Raw genomic sequence first — 17,849 nt, 5'->3', positions numbered from 1 at the left:
GCAGCGCTTCACGAGTCCTTCAAGCGGTCATAGCGGAAAAAGACGGTCGAGGCAGCCGACTTTTGACCGTATGGTCAAAATCAGGGTCGCAAACCAGTAGACTCTGAACTGCCGGCCCTCAGCCGACGAAGGCGCGCTCGACGACGAAGCTTGCCGGATGATGCAGCGAGCCTTCCTGGAAGCCGTGGCTTTCAGCCAGCTCCTTGACGTCCTTGAGCATATGCATCGAGCCGCAGATCATGATGCGGTCGGTCTCGGGATTGAGCTTGTCGATGCCGAGATCGGTGTAGAATTTGCCCGAGCCGATCAGCGCGGTGATGCGGCCCATGCGCTCGGAGGTCTCGCGCGTCGTCGAATTATACAGCGTGACGCGGCCGCCGGTCAGCTCGCCGATCAGCGGATCGTTCTCCAGTGCGGCCACCAGTTCCTGGCCGTAGGTGAGCTCGGCATTGTCGCGGCAGGTATGGGTCAGGATAACCTGCTCGAACTTCTCATAGGTATCGGGATCGCGCAGCAGGCTGGCGAAGGGAGCGATGCCGGTGCCGGTCGAGATCATGAACAGGCGCTTGGCCGGCGTCAGCGCGTCGACCACCAGCGTGCCCGTCGACTTCTGCCGCATGATGACGGTATCGCCGATCTCGATTTTCTGCAGCTCCGAGGTAAGCGGGCCGTCCGGCACCTTGATCGAGAAGAATTCGAGTTCGTCGTCCCAGGACGGGCTGGCGATCGAATAGGCGCGGAACACTGGCTTCTCGGCATTGGGCAGGCCGATCATGACGAATTCGCCGGAGCGAAAGCGCAGCGACTGCGGCCGGGTGATGCGGAACGAAAACAGCCGGTCGGTATAATGCTTCACCGAGACCACGGTTTCGGCATGGACATTGGCCGGTATCGGGAACTGCAACGGCCGGGCGCCGGCTGTGTTGAACGCGGATGTGGTGTTCATCAAACCTAACCTTCTGGGCCGGCTCAGCGCCGGCGCCAAATCTCCACCTGCGCGCCCGAACCGGTCAGGTTCCAGCGTGCCGTTTGCACACTCCGAAGCGGTAAGCTCTTGTGTCCGGAATTTATTAGTATACAAACGATATTTGCGTCAAGACGCCGCCGTAAAACAGCTTTCCAAACTAAGGCATGTAGGCAGTTCGGGCATTTCGGGTTTCGACAATGGGACAGAATTTTTCGGCGCAAGCGCTGGATTCGACTGGCAGCGTCGTCGCCGGCATCGATGTCGGCGGAACTTTTACCGACCTCCTTCTGATCGACGGCCGTGACGGTGGCCGGGTCCACATCGCCAAGACCCCGACGACAGTCGACAACCAGGCGTTCGGCGTCGTTTCGGCACTTGGCGCCACCGGATTTCCGGTCGACGGCATCGACCTCATTGTGCACGGCACGACGACGACCACCAACGCGGTCCTGGAGCGCCGGCTGGCCAAGACCGGCATGATCACCACGCGCGGCTTTCGCGACGTCATCGAGCTTGGCCGGCGGACACGGCCGCAGGCCTATGGAATGACGGGCACCTTCGTCCCGATCGTTCCGCGCAATCTGCGGCTCGAAGTGTCGGAGCGGGTCGAGGCCTCAGGCGCGGTGCGCATCCCGCTCGACGAGGCCGAGATGCGGACAGCGGTTTCACAACTGATCGCAGCCGGCTGCGAATCCCTGGTCATCCATTTCCTGCATTCCTACGCCAACCCGGCGCATGAGCGACGCGCCGCCGAGATAGCGGCCGAGCTTTGGCCGAACGGCTACATCACGACAGGCCACGCCCTGCTTTCGGAAGCGCGCGAATTCGAGCGCGGCGTGACCGCTTCGGTCAACGCTTCGGTGCAACCGATCCTCGAACGCTATGTCGAGCGGCTGCGCAAGGAGCTGGCGTCAAAAGGCTACGCCCGCGACTTCCTGATCATGAACGGCAATGGCGGCATGATCTCGGCCCGCTTTGTCACACGTGAGTCGGCCAAGACCGTCATGTCCGGCCCCGCTTCCGGCGTCATTGCTGCCGCCTATACCGGCAAGCGCGCCGGCTTCGAAAACCTGGTCACCTACGACATGGGCGGCACCTCGACCGACGTGGCGCTGATCCGCAACGCCGAGCCGGCAGTGTCGAACGAGATCGAGATCGAATATGCGATGCCGATCCACGTGCCGATGGTGGCGGTGCATACGGTCGGCGCCGGCGGCGGCTCGATCGCCCGCGTCGATGCGGCCGGCCTGATCCAAATCGGCCCGGAAAGCGCCGGCGCCAATCCCGGGCCAATCTGCTACGGACGCGGCGGCTTGGAGCCGACCATCACCGACGCCAATCTGGTGCTCGGCAGGCTGGCGCCGAAGAAGCTGCTCGCGGTGGAAAACCCGGTCACCGTCGAACGGGTCACCGGCATATTCGAGGACAGGATCGGCCGCGCCACAGGCTTGTCCGGCGTCGAGGCGGCGGGTGCGGTGCTGCGGCTCGGCAACGTGAAGATGGCCGGCGCCATCCGCATGGTCTCGGTGTCGCGCGGCCACGACCCGCGCGATTTCGCGCTGTTCGCCTTCGGCGGCGCCGGTCCGCTGCATGCGACGGCATTGGCGCGCGAACTAGGCCTGCCGAAAGTGCTGGTGCCGGCGCGGCCGGGCATCACCAATGCTCTCGGCTGCGTCGTCGCCGATCTGCGCCATGATTTCGTCAACACGGTCAACCAGCCGGTGGCCGGTCTCGCTGAAACCCAACTCCACGAGATATTGGAACGGCACCGAAACGAAGGCGAGGAGCTGATCGGCAAGGAAGCGGCGAAGCCGGAAGCAATCCGCGTCACGCATTCCGCCGACATGCAGTTCGTCGGCCAGACGCATATCATCAACGTGCCGCTGCCGTCGTCTGCCGTGACACGTCAGGTACTGCAGCAACTGTTCGAGAGTGCCTATTTCGCCCGCTTCAAGGTCGAGCTACCGGAAATCCGCGCCAATCTGGTCAACCTCAACACGTCGGTCACCGGCGTGCGGCCGACGATCGATCTGTCCCGGCTGATCGACCCGGCTGGGCGCGCCAAAACGCTCGAAGAGGCGCGGCGCGAAATCCGGCCGGTCTGGTATGGCGGGCGCTGGTACGATACGCCGGTCTACAGCAGGGAAAAGCTGCCGCTCGACGCAGTCATCATGGGGCCGGCGATCCTCGAACAGATGGACGCCACCACAGTGCTCGAGCCCGGCGACCGGGCGCGGTCGGATGCCGACGGCAACATCATCATCGATATCGGCGAGGCCTGAGATGGCGCAGCTTGACACTATTACGCTTTCGGTCCTCCAGGCGGCCCTGCAGCAGGTCTGCGACGAAATGGACCTGACGTTTTCGCGCGCCGCGTTCTCGCCTGTTATCGCCGAGGCCAATGACCGTTCGGATGGCATCTATTCGGCGCTCGATGGTTCGCTGATCGCGCAAGGCAGCCAGGGCCTGCCGGTGTTCGTCGGCGTTATGCAGTATTCGACCAAAACGGTGATCGAGATGATCGCCGACGGCCGCTGCCTGCCGCCCGAGCCGGGCGATATCTACATCGTCAACGATCCTTATCTCGGCGGCACCCATCTGATGGATGTGCGCTTCGCCATGCCGGTCTACCGGGACGGGAAGATCTTCTGCTGGCTGTCGAACACCGGCCATTGGCCCGACATTGGCGGTTCGGTGCCGGGCGGCTTCTCCGCCTCGGCAACGGCGGTCGAGCAGGAAGGCTTGCGGTTGCCGCCGGTGAAACTGTTCAAGAAGGGCGTGCTCGACCCGGAGATCTACGCCATCATCTCTTCCAACATCCGTGTCGCCGACCAGCGCATTGGCGATATTCGCGCGCAGGCGGCGGCACTGCTGATCGGCCAGGACAGGCTCAACGGAATCCTGGATCGTTACGGAGATGAAACGGTTGTCGAAGCGATCGCCGAATTGCGGCGCCGCGCTGCTGAACAGATGCGCGTCAACATATCGGCCATTCCCGACGGAATCTATCGTTCGCAGGCCTTCGTCGATTCAGACGGCGTGGTAAACGAGCCGCTGATCATCGCGCTGGCAGTCGAGAAAAAAGGCGACACGCTCAGCTTCGACTTCTCGGGCTCATCAAAACCCTGCGCCGGGCCGATGAACAGCGTTCTGGCGACGACCTTGTCCTCGGTCTATCTCGCCATGCGCCATATTTTCCCGGATGTGCCGATCAGCGCCGGCGCTTTCGAACCGCTAATCGTCAAGCGGCCGGAAGGCACCTTCCTCGACGCCAAATATCCGCGCCCTGTATCGGGCTGCGCAGCCGAGGTTTCGCAGCGCATCGCCGAGGCGGTGTTCGCGGCGATGGTGCAGGCTCTGCCGGACAGGGTGACGGCGGCTCCGGCCGGCTCCAGCGGCAATTTCGCACTCGGCGGCAACGACCCGGCGCGCGGCCGCGACTACGTCATGTACCAGATTTCCGGCGGCGGCTATGGCGGCAACGCCGATCACGACGGACTGACCAATGGCTGCTCGACCATAGGCATCTCCAAGTCGCCGCCGGTCGAAATCATGGAGCAGGCCTTTCCGGTGCTCTACCGCCACTATGCGCTGCGCGAAGGCTCCGGTGGCGCCGGCAAGCATCGCGGCGGTTTTGGGCTTGCCTATGAGGTGGAAATCCTGCGCGGCGATGCACGTGCCTCTTTCGTCATGGACCACGGCCGCTTCGGCCCGCAAGGCGCGCTCGGCGGCAAGGGCGGCGCGGTCAACACGGTGACCGTGTTCCACGACGGCAAGGAACATGTGCCGCCGCACCTGTCCAAGGAGCAGGACATCGCGTTGAAAGCCGGCGACCGCGTGCGCGTCGGCACGCCGGGCGGCGGCGGCTATGGTGATCCCTTGCAGCGGGACGCCGATCTGGTGGCGAGGGATGTCGCGCTGGGCTATTACACGCCCGCAGAAGCCGCCGAAAAGTTCGGGGTCGCTCTCTCGGCGGATGGATTGGGGATCGACCGGGCGGCCACGGAAAAGAGGCGCGCCGGATGACGGCGCGGCCTCGGATTCCCTCATTTGCGGCCAACGATCAGTTGCGGTGATCCAGCCTCGCGACCAGCCGGTCGCCGGCCCACTGGATGCCGCAGACCAGGACGATCAGGACGATGACCACGGCGATCATGACTGACGTTTCGAAGCGCTGGTAACCGTAGCGGATGGCGAGGTCGCCGAGCCCGCCAGCGCCGATGGCGCCGGCCATCGCCGAGGCGCCGATCAGTGTCACCAGCGTCACCGTGAAGCCGGCGACGATGCCGGGCAGCGCTTCCGGCACCAGCACCTCGCGAATGATCGTCCAGCGGTTGCCGCCCATGGCGCGCGCCGCTTCGATCAGCCCGTGGTCGACCTTACGCAGCGACACTTCGGCGATCCGGGCATAGTAGGGCGTCGCCGCGATCGACAGCGGAACGATCGCTGCCCAGGTGCCGATCGAGGTGCCGACGATCAGCCGCGTCACCGGGATCAGCGCAACCAGCAGGATGATGAAAGGCACAGAGCGGAAGCCGTTGACGACAGCGCCAAGCGCGCGGTTCACCCACAGGTTTTCGGCGATGCCGCCGCGGTCGGTGGCGATCAGCGCCAGGCCAAGCGGGAGCCCGAAAACCAGCGAGATGAGGCCGGAGGCGGCCGTCATCAGGATCGTTTCCCAGATCGAACGGACGAGAAGCTCAAACAGAACCGGCGACATGGCCAAGCACCTCCACCCGCGCTTGGCGGGCTTTCAAGAACGCGATCACCTCTGCTAGGTGAGCTTCATTGCTGCCGGCGACCGCAACGAACAGTGTCCCGACAGGCTGCTGCTGGACGTGATCGATGCCGCCATGCACGAGGCGGAACGAGCCGGGAACTGCCGAGGCAAGATCGGACAAAAGCGGGCTTCGCGCGGCCTCACCGGCCACGTCGATCCTGAGGATCGCCTCCACACCGGCGTTCTGCGTTAGCCGGCTTGCGATCTCCGCCGGCAATTGCGGCCGGATGCCGCCGAGCAGGCTCTGCGTGATCGCCGACTTGGGGTCCGCAAAAATCGACCAGACCGGGCCTTGCTCGACGATCCGCCCAGCGTCGATCACCGCGACACGATCGGCGATCGAACGGATCACCTCCATCTCGTGCGTGATCAGCAGGATGGTCAGGCCGAGCTGCCGGTTGATGTCTCTGAGCAAGGCAAGGATGGAGCGCGTCGTCTCCGGGTCCAACGCCGAGGTCGCTTCGTCCGACAGCAGCAGCACCGGGCGCGCCGCAAGCGCCCGGGCAATGCCGACGCGCTGCTTCTGCCCGCCCGACAGAGACGCCGGATAGGCTTTCGCCTTCTCCGACAGGCCGACAAGCTCGAGCAGCTCGGCGGCGCGCGCCAGGCGTTCGGCCCTGGGCCGGCCTTCGATCTTGAGCGGCAGCGCTACATTGTCTTCGACCGTCTTGGCGGACAGCAGGTTGAAATGCTGGAAGATCATGCCGATGCGCCGGCGCAGCGGCTGCAATTCGCGCTCGCCGAGCCGGCTGATGTCGCGGCCTTCGATGAAGACCTGTCCTGAATCCGGCCGCTCCAGGCCGTTCAGGCAGCGTATCAGCGTCGACTTACCGGCGCCGCTACGGCCAATGATGCCGAGGATCTCGCCCTGGCGCACGCTGAGCGACACGCCGTCCAGCGCCGCTGTCGCGCCGAAACGGCGCTTCAGCTCGATGAGGCGCACGACGTCGTTCGGTCCCGCGGAGCGGCCGCCGACGGGATGCGTGACTTCGGTGACCGAGGCGAAATGCTGGTTCATAAAAGTTCCTGTATTGGTGTCCCGCAAACGCGATCGCGGTCCGCGTTGAAGCGCGGACCGCTTTATCATGCCGGGCTTCAGCGCCCAGTCGAGCTCGGCATCAATAGGCGCTGATGCCGGTTCCCTTGTAGACCCGGTCGAATTCGGCCTTCACCTTTTCGTTCTGATAGGAGGCGACCAATGTCTTTACCCAGGGCTGGTTTTCATTGCCGGCCTTGACCGCGATGAAATTGCGATAGGGATTGTCGGCCACCGCCTCCTGGGCGATGCGGTTCTCCGGTGTGAGGCCGCTTTTAAGCGCCCAATCCGTGTTGACTACGGCCCCGTCGAGGTCTTCCACCGAGCGCCCGACGATGCCTGCGTCCAGCTCCTTGATGACCAAGTGCTTCGGGTTTTCGGCGATGTCGGCGGTCGTCGCCAGAATGCCGGTGCCCTCCCTGAGCTTGATCAGATGTTCGCTCTGCAGGACGCGCAGTGCGCGGCCCTCATTGGACGGGTCGTTCGGCACGCCAATGACCGCGCCTTCGGGCAGGTCGGCAATATTCGCGTACTTCTTGGAATAAAGGCCGATCGGCCAGACCCCGGTATAGCCGACCGGGACGATGTGATAGCCCTGCGTCTTGATCTGGTTGTCGAGATAGGGCTTGTGCTGGAAGGCGTTGGCGTCGATTTCGCCACGCTCGAGCGCTTCATTCGGCTGGGTATAGTCGTTGAACACCACGGTCTCGATCGTCAGGCCCCTCTCCGCCGCCTGGGCGGTGACGACGCGCCAGACGTCCTCGTCCTCGCCGCTCATGATGCCGACCTTGACCGCCGTCTTGTCCTCGGCGAACGACGGCGCAGCAAGGCTGACAATCGCAACCGCTGATGCAAGAAGTACAGCGAAGCCGGCGCGCCGGCTTATAGTTGCCGAGAAGAATTGAAGCAAAGTGTTGGTGTTCCCAGGCATGGTCAATCTCATCGGTTTGCAATCGTTGCGGCCAGGCGGAATGCGAAGCCTTGCGGGCATCATCGGAAATGCTGATCGCCAGATCAAAGAACCGTATTTCACACCAGATGAGGAGCCGGGAATATTCTCTCAAAGTTTCTGGCCTGGCGAGCACAGGACCCTGCCGCCTGGCGTGGTGACTCGCTATGTGGCCCGCCGTGCGTCGGAACGGCGGGCCTTTCTGCGTCGGAATGCCCAACAAGGGCAGCAGTCTGGGATGTCGACAATGCTGGACGCGCCGCATGTCCCTTCAAAGCGACGCGCTTGTTCACTCGATGACCTTCACGATCCTGCGCGTGCCAGGATCGACCAGGACGGTCCGATTGTCGACGACGACGTAGCGGTATTTGACGTCGGGAACCTCATGAAGCTCGACGGTGTCGGGCAGTGTCGAGCCGACATTGAGCTCCACGCCGGGAAGCTGGACGGACGCCAGAGGCTGCTTTTTCACATACTCGCGTACGATCGTCTCCTGCTGCGGTTCGATGACCACGTCCTGGGCCGCAGCGGCGCCAACACCCGCAAGCAGCAAGAACCCAGCCGCAGCCGCGGAAAGATGCATTCTCATGATCGTCTCCTTTCGTCGTGAGCCACCTCTGCGCTGCGCCGCGTCATGCCGTTCGCAGCGGGGTCGCTAGGTCGGTAACGTCACCGGGCAAAGCTTGTTCCGCCGCTCGGATCGCTTGCCGTTTCGCTCGGTTAATTTGGAACAAAGTTTTTTAGCCGCAGTTTTACGCGGTGAAGGGACGCATTTTCCAAGGAGATCTCTCATGAAAGGCGTTCTGATTACCAGCATGCTAGCAATCAGCGTCAGCTGCGGAGCGGCACTTGCCCAGACGCAGCAGTCGACCGACGACCAGTCCGGCGCCAATTGCGCAGCCGGCACTGCCAACTGTCCAAATGGCGCAAAGATGGGCGAGCAGGCCCAGGGCAAGGCCGGCGCTACGACTGAACAACAGGCGCAGGGCAACAAAAAGCTGAAGACCGACGAGCAAGCCCAGGGCAAGGCTGGCGCTACGACTGACCAGCAGGCTCAGGGCAAGCCGAAAATGAAGACCGACGAGCAAGCTCAGGGCAAGGCTGGCGCCACGACTGACCAGCAGGCCACGGGCAACACCAAAATGAAAACCGACGAGCAGGCCCAGGGCAAAACCGGAACCACCACTACCGAGCAGGCCCAAGGCAACACGAAAATGAAGACCGAGGAGCAGGCTCAGAGCAAGACTGGGACCACGACCAACGAGCAGACTCAGGGCAACGCCTCTACGCAGACGCAGGACCAGAGTTCGACCGCTTCCATCAGCAATGTGACCGTTGAACAGAAGACAGAAATTACCCAGGTCATCAAGGAAACGAATGTCCAACCGGTTTCCAATGTCGATTTCGACATCTCTGTCGGCGTCGAGGTTCCGCGAAAGAAGGTCCGGCTGCATCGTCTGCCGGCGCGCATCGTCAAGATCGTTCCGGCTTACGAATCCTATGAATATTTCGTGCTGGCCGATGGCCGGATCGTCATCGTCGATCCGAATACCTACAAGATCGTGCTTATCCTGACCTAGTTGTAGCCGGACGGTTTGCAAGACCGTTTGATTGCACCGGTAAGCCCGCGGCGCGACTTGCGCGGCGGGCCTTACCGCATCCCGCTCCACAGCGTTGCAGCGTCTGCAAATCGCAGATCACGGTCCGTCCTCGGGGCGAGGAGCCAGCATGGTCTGATCGATGGTGTCGGGCAGGCATGGACTTGGAGCGCACCTTGTTCGGAATGACGCGGTGGCCATGGCATCAATATTCGGGACCAGCACCATTCTCGCGTAGTGCCGCGGCCACAGCGGTTCTCCAAACAAGATGAAGATGCCGCCAACCATCAGCGCCAGCAACAAGAGCGCCGTTGCGTTTGCAAATATCTCGCCGTAGCGCATGGTAACCTGTCCCGGCCGGAAATCGATTCAGCCTGTGACAGCGGCAATCGGAACGGCGCCGAAACCCAGCTCTACTGCCCTCGGCGCCTCGCGAATGCCGCCTCCCATTGGATCCTCCCGGGAATAGGCCAAGTGAATAACGGCACTCTCGGTACTTTGTTCCCGGGGCCGACGACAGCCGCTCCCTTCAAGCCCGGCGTCTCCGTTGGCGAAACCGCTGGCGGTCGTCGCCCTCATTGATGCGCGGCAGCGAGATCCTTCACGTGACGTTCGTGCATTTGCAGCACCGGCAGCGTCTTTTTGGCAAATTCCTTCATCGCCGGATCGTCGCCGGAATTCGCGTAAGCGGAAAACAGCGCCACCGCTTCCTTATGCGCCTGGGTCTGCATGTCGATATATTTCGATTGGAAGCTGTCCCCGCTGGCCTCCTTGAGTTGGTCGAGCAGCGCCTGGTGCTTGGTGTCCAGCGACGGGCCGGCCGGCGCGGTGGCCGAAGTCGTCTGACCCTTGCTGAGCGCCGCCTTGAAGTCCTCGCCGGCCTTGGTGTGGTCCGTGACCATTTGCGCCGCGAATGCCTTCACGTCGTCGGCAGTCGCCTGCGTCTGCGCAAGTCGGCTCGATTCGATTTCGAATGTATTGGCGATGGGCACGGTCTTGACGAACGTCGCGGTGTCAACCTTGCTCATGGTGTCGGTCGTTAGAGGCGTCAGCGTCGCCGATTGGGCAAAAGCAACCAAAGGCGCGCCGGCCATCATCGCTGCCGCAGTGATGGATAGAAGTGTTTTCATGGGAGCTCTCCGAGGCTGATGTCATCCCTCGATGGCTCAACGCGGAAGCTGCAGCGAGGTTGCCTGGTCGTGGCGCCAGAGCCGCCGCGACGCCAGACAATAGTTTGGAAACGCAAAACAAAGGACGCCGGCTGCGTCCCGCAAATTGCAACGCACGCGGCGAGATCGTACGCAATCGTACAAGCTCTTTCGCTTTGCCGCGGTCTTGCTATCGTTGGCCGGGAGAGATGGGTGGAGGCTTCCGTGGGGCAGATCAAGTCGCCGCTTGGTATGGATACCGACAAAGCCATTCATACCGTCATGGCCGACTACCATTCCGGCGATATTCTCTCGACCACCGTCGTCATAGCCGATTTGCGCAGACGCTTTCCCTGGTTCCGGCAAACCGACGAGGAGCTGGTTGGCTTCATCGTTCGCGCGTTGGACGGTCGGGAGATCGCGGTCAGTTTTGACCACCGCGGCCGTTAGGCGCTAATTTGCGGCAAAAACCAACAGGCCGCGGAGCCTATGCTCCGCGGCCTGGTGCTGTGATCACCGGGCGCTTACTTGCCGCAGTGGTTGTCGTTCAGCGTCGGGGCCATCGTGCCAGGAGCCTTGCCGGTCGCATCGGGCAGAGCCCCCTGCGGGCCTGGCGGGCAATTCCGGTCGGCATTCGAATTCGTCGTTGAGAAATCGCGAATGCTGTTGGTGATGGTCGAATCCGTGCCCCTGTCAGGGCCGCCATTATCCGGGACCACGATCGTCCGCCCGCTGCCGTCGGTAGCGTCTCCGGAGGGATCGCCGACGTTCTGGGCCATCGCTGACGTGGCCAGACCGATCGTAAGCGCGGAAGCTGCGAGAATTTTCGTGAACATGATGCTTCTCCTTTTTACGAGGGTCGTCGCGTTGCGACTAAGAAAACAACCGTTCGGGCGGGCGAAGGTTCCGACAAATTCCCCATGAATTTCAGCATGTTCTCAGGTGTTCAAGGCGGCCGCCATGCCATTCTCTGCAGGCATGCATCTGTGGACTTTTCTGACGGCACGGCCCGGCATTTTGCTTGCCGCATGAGTGTACGCCTTACCGTCCCGCCGGAACAGGAATGCTCCTTGCGAGTTCATACCTTTGTACAATGCGACGCGCTGATGCGAATGGCGGCAGCGCAAACAAGGAGAGCAGACATCATGGGCCTTGGAACCATTCTCATCATCATCTTGGTCCTTGCCTTGCTTGGCGGCTTCAGCGGCTTGGGCGGCGGACCGTTCTATGGCACCGGCTATTACGGTGGTGGCGGCCTCGGCCTGGTGCTGCTTATCGTCATTATCCTGGTCCTGCTTGGGCGCATTTGAGGCATGTCGCGCAAAAGCATGCCCCCGGGCTTGACCCGAGGGTGTGCAGCGGTTTTGTGATAACGACATGCATAAAACAGGAACCTAAAGTGCATCGCATGAGGCCGGTCAAGCGCGACACGCGTTAGTGTCACGCTCGCGACAAAAACGCCTGCCGCCTGGTAATAAGCGCCGGGCGTTTTGTCGTGAAAAGACAAGATTCCAAGTATCCTTGGCAAACCGGGGCCCTGGCCAGAAAGGGCGACTCGGTGCCGAACCTTTCGGCGCCGAGGACGCCACCATAGCAGCAGCTTAGTGTTGGCGATCGGCGGCCAGCGCTTCTTTCAGATCGGCGCTGAGCACACCCTCGTTGAACAGCGACATGATACGGGCTGCCAACCGCTCGCGGACAGGACTGTCGTCCGCAACACCCAACTCGCGGCAGCAGTCGTCGAGCGCTTTTCTCAGCACGCTCAGTTCGGCTGGAGTTGCTGCACCTTGCATCGACATGCCATCCTCCCTTGAAAAGGGCGAAAGCGCGAAGCGTCTTTCTAGCGTCCACTCGCCATGCCTGTGTGGACGACTCCAATTCAATTAGCGCCGCTCTCGTCCAAACTCAATGTACAGAAATTACCAAGCAGACAGTTTGGGAACGACTGTCTCGCACCTGCATTGTTGCTGCGATCCAACCCACCCTCATTTGGATCACTGGGCGTAGCCCACGACGCCCGAATGGAGCCCGTTGCATCCCTCGCGACGGGCTCTTTTGCGCCCGGCGATCTCAATTGTCGTTTTCGTACCAAACCGTCTTTGGTACGTTTCCGACTCTAACTTTCAGTCGGATGTTTTCGTAGGCAAGCGGCAGGAGAACTGCCGTGCATCGATTCATTTTTTTATTTAGTAGGCTCCATACCTTTCAGTGCTTATATAAGCGCTATCGTTCGCAGGTTATACCGGGCGCGGACGGCTGGGAGATAAAAAAGCTCTTGCCCTGTTTTGGGCCCAGCTATGTCTGATCCAGCAACTTCGAATAAGAATCCATATTCCAATAGAAATCCATACAAAAACAAGCTGTTGCGCCGAATGAGCGCCGGCGATTTCGCATCTCTCGAGCCGCACATCGAGCGCTGTTCGCTGGAGTTACGGCAATCGCTCGAAGTGTCCGGATCGCCGATCGAGGCCATCTATTTCCTCGAGGAGGGTATCGGTTCCGTGGTTGCGAAAATGCCGAACGGCAGCGATGCGGAAGTTGGCCTTGTCGGCTTGGAAGGTATGACCGGCTCGGCCCTGATAATGGGCGACGACCGTACGGTCCATGATTGCTATGTGCAGCTGGCGGGAGAAGCCGCCAAGATCGACGCCGAGCCGTTCAAAGCGGCGCTGACACAAAGCCCGACGCTGCGGCTGTTCTTGCTGCGCTACGTGCAATATCTGCATGTACAGACTGGCTTTACCGCGCTGGTCAACGCGCGATCGAAACTTGAAGACCGGCTGGCGCGCTGGCTGCTCATGTGTGACGATCGGGTGGACGGCGGCCGGCTGACGATCACTCACGAATTCCTGTCGATCATGCTTGGCGTAAGGCGCCCGGGTGTCACGGTCGCGCTGCAGCTGCTTGAGGGGCGAGGGCTCATCCGGTCCCGCCGCGGCGAAATTATCATCCGCGACCGCGATGGTCTCGTCGCACTGGCAGATGGCGGCTACGGCTTGGCCGAGGCCGAATACACCCGCCTGTTCGAGCATATCGGCGAGCGCTGACGGCGCTTTCCTGGCCGATTGCTGCCGCAGGTCGAGCCCTTGCGACACCACACGCGGGTCGGAAAAATTTTCAAAGCTCCCGTCGCTTCAGGGAACTTGTTTCCCGTCGGAGGGTTATCGGACGCCTCCACTTTGCGAGGCGGCACCAACCATTCGGGAGAGGATCATGGCGACCACGAAAAAGGCCGCGAAGGCGGCAAGCAAGGGCCTTGAGGATCTGTTCCTCGACGGGCTCAAAGACCTCTACTACGCCGAGAAGAAGATACTGAAAGCGCTGCCCAAAATGGCCAAGGGCGCGGAGTCGGAAGAAGTGACCGCCGCTTTCGAGAAACACCGCATGGAAACCGAAGGACATGTCGACCGCCTCGAGGAGGTGTTCGAGAAATTCGGCAAGCCGGCCCGCGGCAAAACCTGTCCGGCGATTGACGGCATCATCGAAGAGGGCTCGGAAATGCTCGAGGAGTATAATGGTGCTCCCGCGCTCGACGCCGGGCTTGTCGGTGCGGCGCAAGCTGTCGAACATTACGAGATCGCTCGCTACGGCACTTTGATCGCGTGGGCGGAAGAACTTGGCAAGAGCGACGTTGTCGAGCTGCTCAGGGCAACTCTCAAGGAAGAGGTCGCGACCGACGAAGCGCTTTCCAAGCTCGGCGAAAGCGGTGTCAACGAACGCGCAATGCAAGAAGCCGCTTGATTTCAAAACCGCAACCGAGCCTCGGAAATGTTGCCAAGGCTCGGTTGGCCGCGGCGAACCGGTGAATTTTGCATTGGTCCGTCATGAACGATAGAGCGGGCAGCTAGAGCCTTGAAGCGGTGCCTCGGAGCGGACTTACTCGATCTGCTCGAACGTGCATTGCCGGGGCTCCTTGTCCGGCCGCCAGCGCAACAGCTTTGTCCCGTGCCGGAACCGGTCCCCTGTCACATGGTCGAACCGAACCTCGACCACCAGTTCAGGCTTTATCGGTTCCCATTGTCCGCTCCGCTCCGTGCTCCAGCGGCTTGGTCCGCCCGGCGCCTTGCCGGTGAAACCCGGTTTGGCCCGCAGTTTTTCCAGCCGTCTGGTCAATGCTGCCCTGTCGTCCTTGCCGATGGTCGAGGTGAACCCGACATGGTCCAGCCTGCCTTCGTTATTGTAGAGGCCAAGCAGCAGGGATCCGACTTCGTTGCTGCCGGCGAGATAGCGAAAGCCGCCGACCACGCAATCCGCAGTGCGCAGTCGCTTGACCTTGACCATGGCGCGCTCGCCGGGCCGGTATGGCCCGGCTATCAGTTTTGTAACAACACCGTCGGTGGAGCCGTGGCCGGCGCCCTGCAGCCAGCGCTCGGCGGTGGCGGCGTCGTGCGTATATTTGGACAGGTGCAGTTCGGGCCGTGCCGCCGTCGCGACAAAGGCCTCAATCGCCTGCCTCCTGGTGGTGAGAGGCTCTTCGATGATGATCCTGCCGCCGGGTTCGGCCAGCATATCGAACAGGACCAGCCTGGCGGGCGTCTCAAGGCTCAACTTGCGGATCCTGCTTTCGGCGGGATGAAGGCGCATTTGCAGGGCCTCGAACGAGGACGATCCGTCGACCTCGATGACGATCTCGCCGTCGGCAACAAACCGTCGCGAGCGCACATCGCGCAGCACCCCGACGAGCTCGGGAAAATAGCGGCCGAGCGGCTTGCCCGATTTTGCACGCAGATCGACGGCATCGTCGCCCTTGAACACGAGGCAGCGAAACCCGTCCCATTTCGGCTCGTATTGCCAAAGCCCGTCGTCGCCAGGAATTGCATCGGCGGCTTTGGCTTCCATCGGACGAAGGTCGAGCGGCAACGGAAATGCGGTCATGGCTGGCCCGCGCCGCCGCTACGGCATTCGCTACCGCCGTCGGCCATTCCTCTGTGCCCCGCTTTGCTGCCTCGGCGCCTTGCGGCCGGCTTGGTCGGCTGAAGGCGACAGCGGATCGACCTCGCCAGACCCACCGATCTCCTTGGTGATGCGATAGGCCAGATAAGCGACGGCTCCAGCAAGCAGCAAGCGGACCATGACTGCAAATCCTTCGTTGGCGTGAACCCACCAACCCGCAGGCCGAAGGTTTTGTTCCGCCGCTGCCCATCGCCGGGTGAATCGTCGGCGGCGCAACCAAAATCCAGGCGCATCGTTTGTTGCTTATCGACAAAAAGAATTTGCGATGAAGACGCTCTTGCCCTTGTTCGCTTTGACCATGGCGCTATTCCTGGCCAGCAGCGCCTGGCCCGACGGGTGACCGCGATGCTCCTCGTTGTTCCGGTTTGGCAGGACATCGCGGCACGACTGCTTCTGACCGCACTCGCCGGCCTGTTGATAGGCCTCAATCGGGAGGCGCGCGGGCACGCGGCGGGGCTACGCACCACCGTGCTGGTAGGGTTGGCGGCTGCCATCGCAATGGTCCAGGCCAGCATTCTGCTGGGAACCGTTGGCAAGCACCCGGATTCGTTTGCATCGATGGACGTCTTGCGCTTTCCGCTGGGCGTGCTGACCGGGGTCGGCTTTATCGGCGGTGGCGCCATTCTTCGCCGTGGCAGTCTTGTCAGCGGCGTCACCACGGCGGCCACATTGTGGGTGATGACGGCGATCGGATTGGCTTTCGGTGGTGGCCAATACGGCTTGGGCGCGGCCGGCACGGCACTGACGCTGGCCACCTTGCTCGTCCTGAAATGGGTGGATCTTCGAATTTCGCGCGAACACCACGCCCAGTTGGCAGTGACCTGGAAGGCCGCAGCCCGACAGGAACTCGATACGATGATCGGGCCGCTTGGTTACCGGGCACGCCTCGTCGCGATAGAGAGGCGCCCGGATATCAAAGACCCTGTTTTCTCGTTCGAGATCAGTTGGAGGCGGCCGGACACTGGCGCACCGCCAATAGATCTGCTGGAATCGGTGGGCGAGCATTGCGAGATCCAGAAGTTTGATCTCCTCAGCGAACCTGCCCGGTAGCTGGCGGCTTGCAACGATCGCGGCCTGAATCAGGCCATAGCTTCTCCACACCCCTTTCGATACCTATCTGTCGAGGCAGGACTCAAGGAGCAAGCAAAAGACCGTGGCACAGCGATCGGGAAGTGCTGATCTCCCACTTCACGGCGGGCGCGTACCGAAATGGCTTGGCGACCGCATGACGCGGCTTGGCGCGGTCATGTGCGAGGCGATCATCCACCATTACGGCCGCGATGAATTGCTGCGCCGGCTGGCGCATCCGTTCTGGTTCCAGTCTTTTGGCGCCGTGATGGGGATGGACTGGCATTCCTCCGGCATCACCACCAGCGTCGTCGGAGCGTTGAAGCGCGGTCTGTCGCCGCTTTCCGGCGAACTCGGCATCCACGTTTGCGGCGGCCGCGGCGCGCATTCGCGCAAGACCCCGCATGAGCTCGCCCTGATCGGCGAGCGTGTCGGTCTCGACGGGCAAGGCCTCGCGACTGCCAGCCGGCTTGTCGCCAAGGTGGACAGCGCCGCGGTCCAGGACGGTTTCGATCTCTATCTGCACGGCTTTATCGTCACCGACGACGGCAAGTGGGTGGTGGTGCAGCAAGGCATGAACGGCGACAGCAAGGTGGCGCGCCGCTATCACTGGCTGTCCGAGGGCCTGAAGAGCTTTGTCGACCAGCCGCATGCTGCCATCGAGGGCGCCAATCAGGGCGAGATCGTCAACCTGACCGACCGCCGCGCCGAAGCGTCGCGCCAGGGACAACTGGACCTTCTGCACGACCTTGGACCGGATCGCATCGTGAGGGAACTTGCCGCTTTGGAGCGGGGTTCGGCGCCAGCGCCGGACCCGGCACAAAAGCTGCTGCCGCATCTGGTCATGCCGGCGCACCACGATGTGCGCGAAAGTGATGTCGTCATGCGCCGCCTGCACGGCAATATCGCCGCGGCGGCTGAGCGCGGTCCGACGGATTTCGCCGAGCTTCTCCTCGTGCCCAATGTCGGCGCGCGCACGGTGCGGGCGCTGGCGTTGGTCGCCGAAGTCGTGCATGGCGCGCCGTGCCGTTTTTCCGATCCAGGACGCTTCTCGCTGGCGCATGGCGGCAAGGACAGGCACCCGTTCCCTGTGCCGCTGAAAGTCTATGACGAGACGATCGGCGTGCTGAAGTCGGCTGTCCACAAGGCCAGGCTCGGCCGTGACGAAGAGATCGGCGCCTTGCGGCGGCTGGACGACCAGTCGCGGCAGGTCGAGCGCTATGTCACCGGCCCAAGCCTGAAGGAAATCGTCGCCGGGGAGTTCGAGCAATCGCATCTGCTCGGCGGCCGCAGCGCCTTCGGTTGGGAGGGTGTACCCGAAACGGCCGCAGTCAAATCAACGAAGTGATC

At 62.3% G+C, this 17,849-nt stretch carries 20 protein-coding genes; 9 read left to right on the top strand and 11 right to left on the bottom strand.

Features of this window, described 5'->3' with window-relative positions:
• Positions 1–118: 118 nt before the first annotated feature.
• Positions 119–946 carry a ferredoxin--NADP reductase gene (locus NKI63_RS01920; RefSeq protein ID WP_352820331.1) on the bottom strand — a complete coding sequence of 276 codons (828 nt, stop codon included), beginning with the start codon at positions 944–946 and terminating at the stop codon, positions 119–121.
• Positions 947–1,164: 218 nt separating this feature from the next.
• On the opposite strand from NKI63_RS01920, the gene NKI63_RS01915 reads away from it, so the two are divergent.
• Positions 1,165–3,249, top strand: a complete 2,085-nt coding sequence (locus NKI63_RS01915; protein WP_352820329.1) for a hydantoinase/oxoprolinase family protein — start codon at positions 1,165–1,167, stop codon at positions 3,247–3,249.
• 1 nt (position 3,250) lies between these two features.
• A complete protein-coding gene (locus tag NKI63_RS01910) occupies positions 3,251–4,993 on the top strand; it encodes a hydantoinase B/oxoprolinase family protein (protein WP_352820328.1) in 1,743 nt (580 codons plus the stop codon).
• 37 nt (positions 4,994–5,030) lie between these two features.
• Here the strand turns inward: NKI63_RS01910 and NKI63_RS01905 are convergent, their stop codons facing one another.
• The 4 genes from NKI63_RS01905 to NKI63_RS01890 form a co-directional block, all read right to left on the bottom strand.
• On the bottom strand, positions 5,031–5,687 hold the full coding sequence (locus tag NKI63_RS01905; protein WP_352820326.1) for a methionine ABC transporter permease: 657 nt from the start codon (positions 5,685–5,687) through the stop codon (positions 5,031–5,033).
• Positions 5,668–6,765 carry a methionine ABC transporter ATP-binding protein gene (locus tag NKI63_RS01900; RefSeq protein WP_352820324.1) on the bottom strand — a complete coding sequence of 366 codons (1,098 nt, stop codon included), beginning with the start codon at positions 6,763–6,765 and terminating at the stop codon, positions 5,668–5,670. Before NKI63_RS01900 ends, NKI63_RS01905 begins: the two co-directional genes overlap by 20 nt.
• Positions 6,766–6,865: 100 nt before the next feature.
• A complete protein-coding gene (locus tag NKI63_RS01895; RefSeq protein WP_352736901.1) occupies positions 6,866–7,714 on the bottom strand; it encodes a MetQ/NlpA family lipoprotein in 849 nt (282 codons plus the stop codon).
• 307 nt (positions 7,715–8,021) lie between these two features.
• The gene (locus NKI63_RS01890; protein ID WP_352473090.1) at positions 8,022–8,321 is read right to left on the bottom strand and encodes a DUF1236 domain-containing protein; all 300 of its coding nucleotides are present in this window, start codon (positions 8,319–8,321) and stop codon (positions 8,022–8,024) included.
• A 202-nt stretch (positions 8,322–8,523) separates the two neighbouring features.
• Here NKI63_RS01890 and NKI63_RS01885 point away from each other — a divergent pair, with 202 nt between their 5' ends.
• A complete protein-coding gene (locus tag NKI63_RS01885) occupies positions 8,524–9,312 on the top strand; it encodes a DUF1236 domain-containing protein (protein WP_352820322.1) in 789 nt (262 codons plus the stop codon).
• A gap of 117 nt (positions 9,313–9,429) precedes the next feature.
• Here NKI63_RS01885 and NKI63_RS01880 read toward each other — a convergent pair whose 3' ends face one another.
• Together NKI63_RS01880 and NKI63_RS01875 are read right to left on the bottom strand one after the other, a co-directional pair.
• Complete coding sequence (locus NKI63_RS01880; RefSeq protein ID WP_254815753.1) at positions 9,430–9,672, bottom strand: polymerase; 243 nt, start codon at positions 9,670–9,672, stop codon at positions 9,430–9,432.
• Between the two features lie 233 nt (positions 9,673–9,905).
• Positions 9,906–10,460 (bottom strand): DUF4142 domain-containing protein, encoded by a 555-nt coding sequence (locus tag NKI63_RS01875; RefSeq protein WP_352820321.1) that lies wholly within the window; start codon positions 10,458–10,460, stop codon positions 9,906–9,908.
• Positions 10,461–10,691: 231 nt separating this feature from the next.
• On the opposite strand from NKI63_RS01875, the gene NKI63_RS01870 reads away from it, so the two are divergent.
• Entirely contained in the window at positions 10,692–10,928 is a 237-nt protein-coding gene (locus NKI63_RS01870; protein WP_352686251.1) for a hypothetical protein, read from the top strand.
• Positions 10,929–11,002: 74 nt separating this feature from the next.
• Here the strand turns inward: NKI63_RS01870 and NKI63_RS01865 are convergent, their stop codons facing one another.
• Positions 11,003–11,314, bottom strand: a complete 312-nt coding sequence (locus NKI63_RS01865) for a hypothetical protein (RefSeq protein ID WP_352820319.1) — start codon at positions 11,312–11,314, stop codon at positions 11,003–11,005.
• 309 nt (positions 11,315–11,623) lie between these two features.
• On the opposite strand from NKI63_RS01865, the gene NKI63_RS01860 reads away from it, so the two are divergent.
• Positions 11,624–11,788, top strand: a complete 165-nt coding sequence (locus NKI63_RS01860; RefSeq protein ID WP_023677107.1) for a DUF3309 family protein — start codon at positions 11,624–11,626, stop codon at positions 11,786–11,788.
• Positions 11,789–12,079: 291 nt separating this feature from the next.
• On the opposite strand, the gene NKI63_RS01855 is transcribed toward NKI63_RS01860, so the two are convergent.
• Positions 12,080–12,277, bottom strand: a complete 198-nt coding sequence (locus NKI63_RS01855) for a hypothetical protein (protein ID WP_254815757.1) — start codon at positions 12,275–12,277, stop codon at positions 12,080–12,082.
• 498 nt (positions 12,278–12,775) lie between these two features.
• Here NKI63_RS01855 and NKI63_RS01850 point away from each other — a divergent pair, with 498 nt between their 5' ends.
• Positions 12,776–13,525, top strand: a complete 750-nt coding sequence (locus NKI63_RS01850; RefSeq protein WP_502896173.1) for a Crp/Fnr family transcriptional regulator — start codon at positions 12,776–12,778, stop codon at positions 13,523–13,525.
• Between the two features lie 166 nt (positions 13,526–13,691).
• Positions 13,692–14,219: a YciE/YciF ferroxidase family protein gene (locus tag NKI63_RS01845; protein WP_254815759.1), complete on the top strand. Its 528-nt coding sequence runs from the start codon at positions 13,692–13,694 to the stop codon at positions 14,217–14,219.
• Positions 14,220–14,354: 135 nt separating this feature from the next.
• Here the strand turns inward: NKI63_RS01845 and NKI63_RS01840 are convergent, their stop codons facing one another.
• Both NKI63_RS01840 and NKI63_RS01835 read right to left on the bottom strand, forming a co-directional pair.
• Positions 14,355–15,353, bottom strand: coding sequence for an ATP-dependent DNA ligase (locus tag NKI63_RS01840; RefSeq protein WP_352507054.1), 999 nt, complete (start codon positions 15,351–15,353; stop codon positions 14,355–14,357).
• A 30-nt stretch (positions 15,354–15,383) separates the two neighbouring features.
• On the bottom strand, positions 15,384–15,551 hold the full coding sequence (locus tag NKI63_RS01835) for a hypothetical protein (RefSeq protein ID WP_352507053.1): 168 nt from the start codon (positions 15,549–15,551) through the stop codon (positions 15,384–15,386).
• A 225-nt stretch (positions 15,552–15,776) separates the two neighbouring features.
• Here NKI63_RS01835 and NKI63_RS01830 point away from each other — a divergent pair, with 225 nt between their 5' ends.
• Positions 15,777–16,481 (top strand): MgtC/SapB family protein, encoded by a 705-nt coding sequence (locus tag NKI63_RS01830; RefSeq protein WP_352476927.1) that lies wholly within the window; start codon positions 15,777–15,779, stop codon positions 16,479–16,481.
• A gap of 103 nt (positions 16,482–16,584) precedes the next feature.
• Positions 16,585–17,847, top strand: a complete 1,263-nt coding sequence (locus NKI63_RS01825; protein ID WP_352507052.1) for a DUF763 domain-containing protein — start codon at positions 16,585–16,587, stop codon at positions 17,845–17,847.
• Positions 17,848–17,849: the final 2 nt, after the last annotated feature.

It is taken from the genome of Mesorhizobium sp. M0410, assembly GCF_040321435.1.
Classification (GTDB): domain Bacteria; phylum Pseudomonadota; class Alphaproteobacteria; order Rhizobiales; family Rhizobiaceae; genus Mesorhizobium.
The sequence above is the reverse complement of the archived record's forward strand: the minus strand, read 5'-3'. Positions and strand labels throughout refer to the sequence as shown.

Bases quoted from the DNA above. Each gene is read 5' to 3' on its own strand.
- NKI63_RS01920 (WP_352820331.1), bottom strand. From the start codon at position 946: ATGAACACCACATCCGCGTTCAACACAGCCGGCGCCCGGCCGTTGCAG.
- NKI63_RS01915 (WP_352820329.1), top strand. From the start codon at position 1,165: ATGGGACAGAATTTTTCGGCGCAAGCGCTGGATTCGACTGGCAGCGTC.
- NKI63_RS01910 (WP_352820328.1), top strand. From the start codon at position 3,251: ATGGCGCAGCTTGACACTATTACGCTTTCGGTCCTCCAGGCGGCCCTG.
- NKI63_RS01905 (WP_352820326.1), bottom strand. From the start codon at position 5,687: ATGTCGCCGGTTCTGTTTGAGCTTCTCGTCCGTTCGATCTGGGAAACG.
- NKI63_RS01900 (WP_352820324.1), bottom strand. From the start codon at position 6,765: ATGAACCAGCATTTCGCCTCGGTCACCGAAGTCACGCATCCCGTCGGC.
- NKI63_RS01895 (WP_352736901.1), bottom strand. From the start codon at position 7,714: ATGCCTGGGAACACCAACACTTTGCTTCAATTCTTCTCGGCAACTATA.
- NKI63_RS01890 (WP_352473090.1), bottom strand. From the start codon at position 8,321: ATGAGAATGCATCTTTCCGCGGCTGCGGCTGGGTTCTTGCTGCTTGCG.
- NKI63_RS01885 (WP_352820322.1), top strand. From the start codon at position 8,524: ATGAAAGGCGTTCTGATTACCAGCATGCTAGCAATCAGCGTCAGCTGC.
- NKI63_RS01880 (WP_254815753.1), bottom strand. From the start codon at position 9,672: ATGCGCTACGGCGAGATATTTGCAAACGCAACGGCGCTCTTGTTGCTG.
- NKI63_RS01875 (WP_352820321.1), bottom strand. From the start codon at position 10,460: ATGAAAACACTTCTATCCATCACTGCGGCAGCGATGATGGCCGGCGCG.
- NKI63_RS01865 (WP_352820319.1), bottom strand. From the start codon at position 11,314: ATGTTCACGAAAATTCTCGCAGCTTCCGCGCTTACGATCGGTCTGGCC.
- NKI63_RS01860 (WP_023677107.1), top strand. From the start codon at position 11,624: ATGGGCCTTGGAACCATTCTCATCATCATCTTGGTCCTTGCCTTGCTT.
- NKI63_RS01855 (WP_254815757.1), bottom strand. From the start codon at position 12,277: ATGTCGATGCAAGGTGCAGCAACTCCAGCCGAACTGAGCGTGCTGAGA.
- NKI63_RS01850 (WP_502896173.1), top strand. From the start codon at position 12,776: ATGTCTGATCCAGCAACTTCGAATAAGAATCCATATTCCAATAGAAAT.
- NKI63_RS01845 (WP_254815759.1), top strand. From the start codon at position 13,692: ATGGCGACCACGAAAAAGGCCGCGAAGGCGGCAAGCAAGGGCCTTGAG.
- NKI63_RS01840 (WP_352507054.1), bottom strand. From the start codon at position 15,353: ATGACCGCATTTCCGTTGCCGCTCGACCTTCGTCCGATGGAAGCCAAA.
- NKI63_RS01835 (WP_352507053.1), bottom strand. From the start codon at position 15,551: ATGGTCCGCTTGCTGCTTGCTGGAGCCGTCGCTTATCTGGCCTATCGC.
- NKI63_RS01830 (WP_352476927.1), top strand. From the start codon at position 15,777: ATGCTCCTCGTTGTTCCGGTTTGGCAGGACATCGCGGCACGACTGCTT.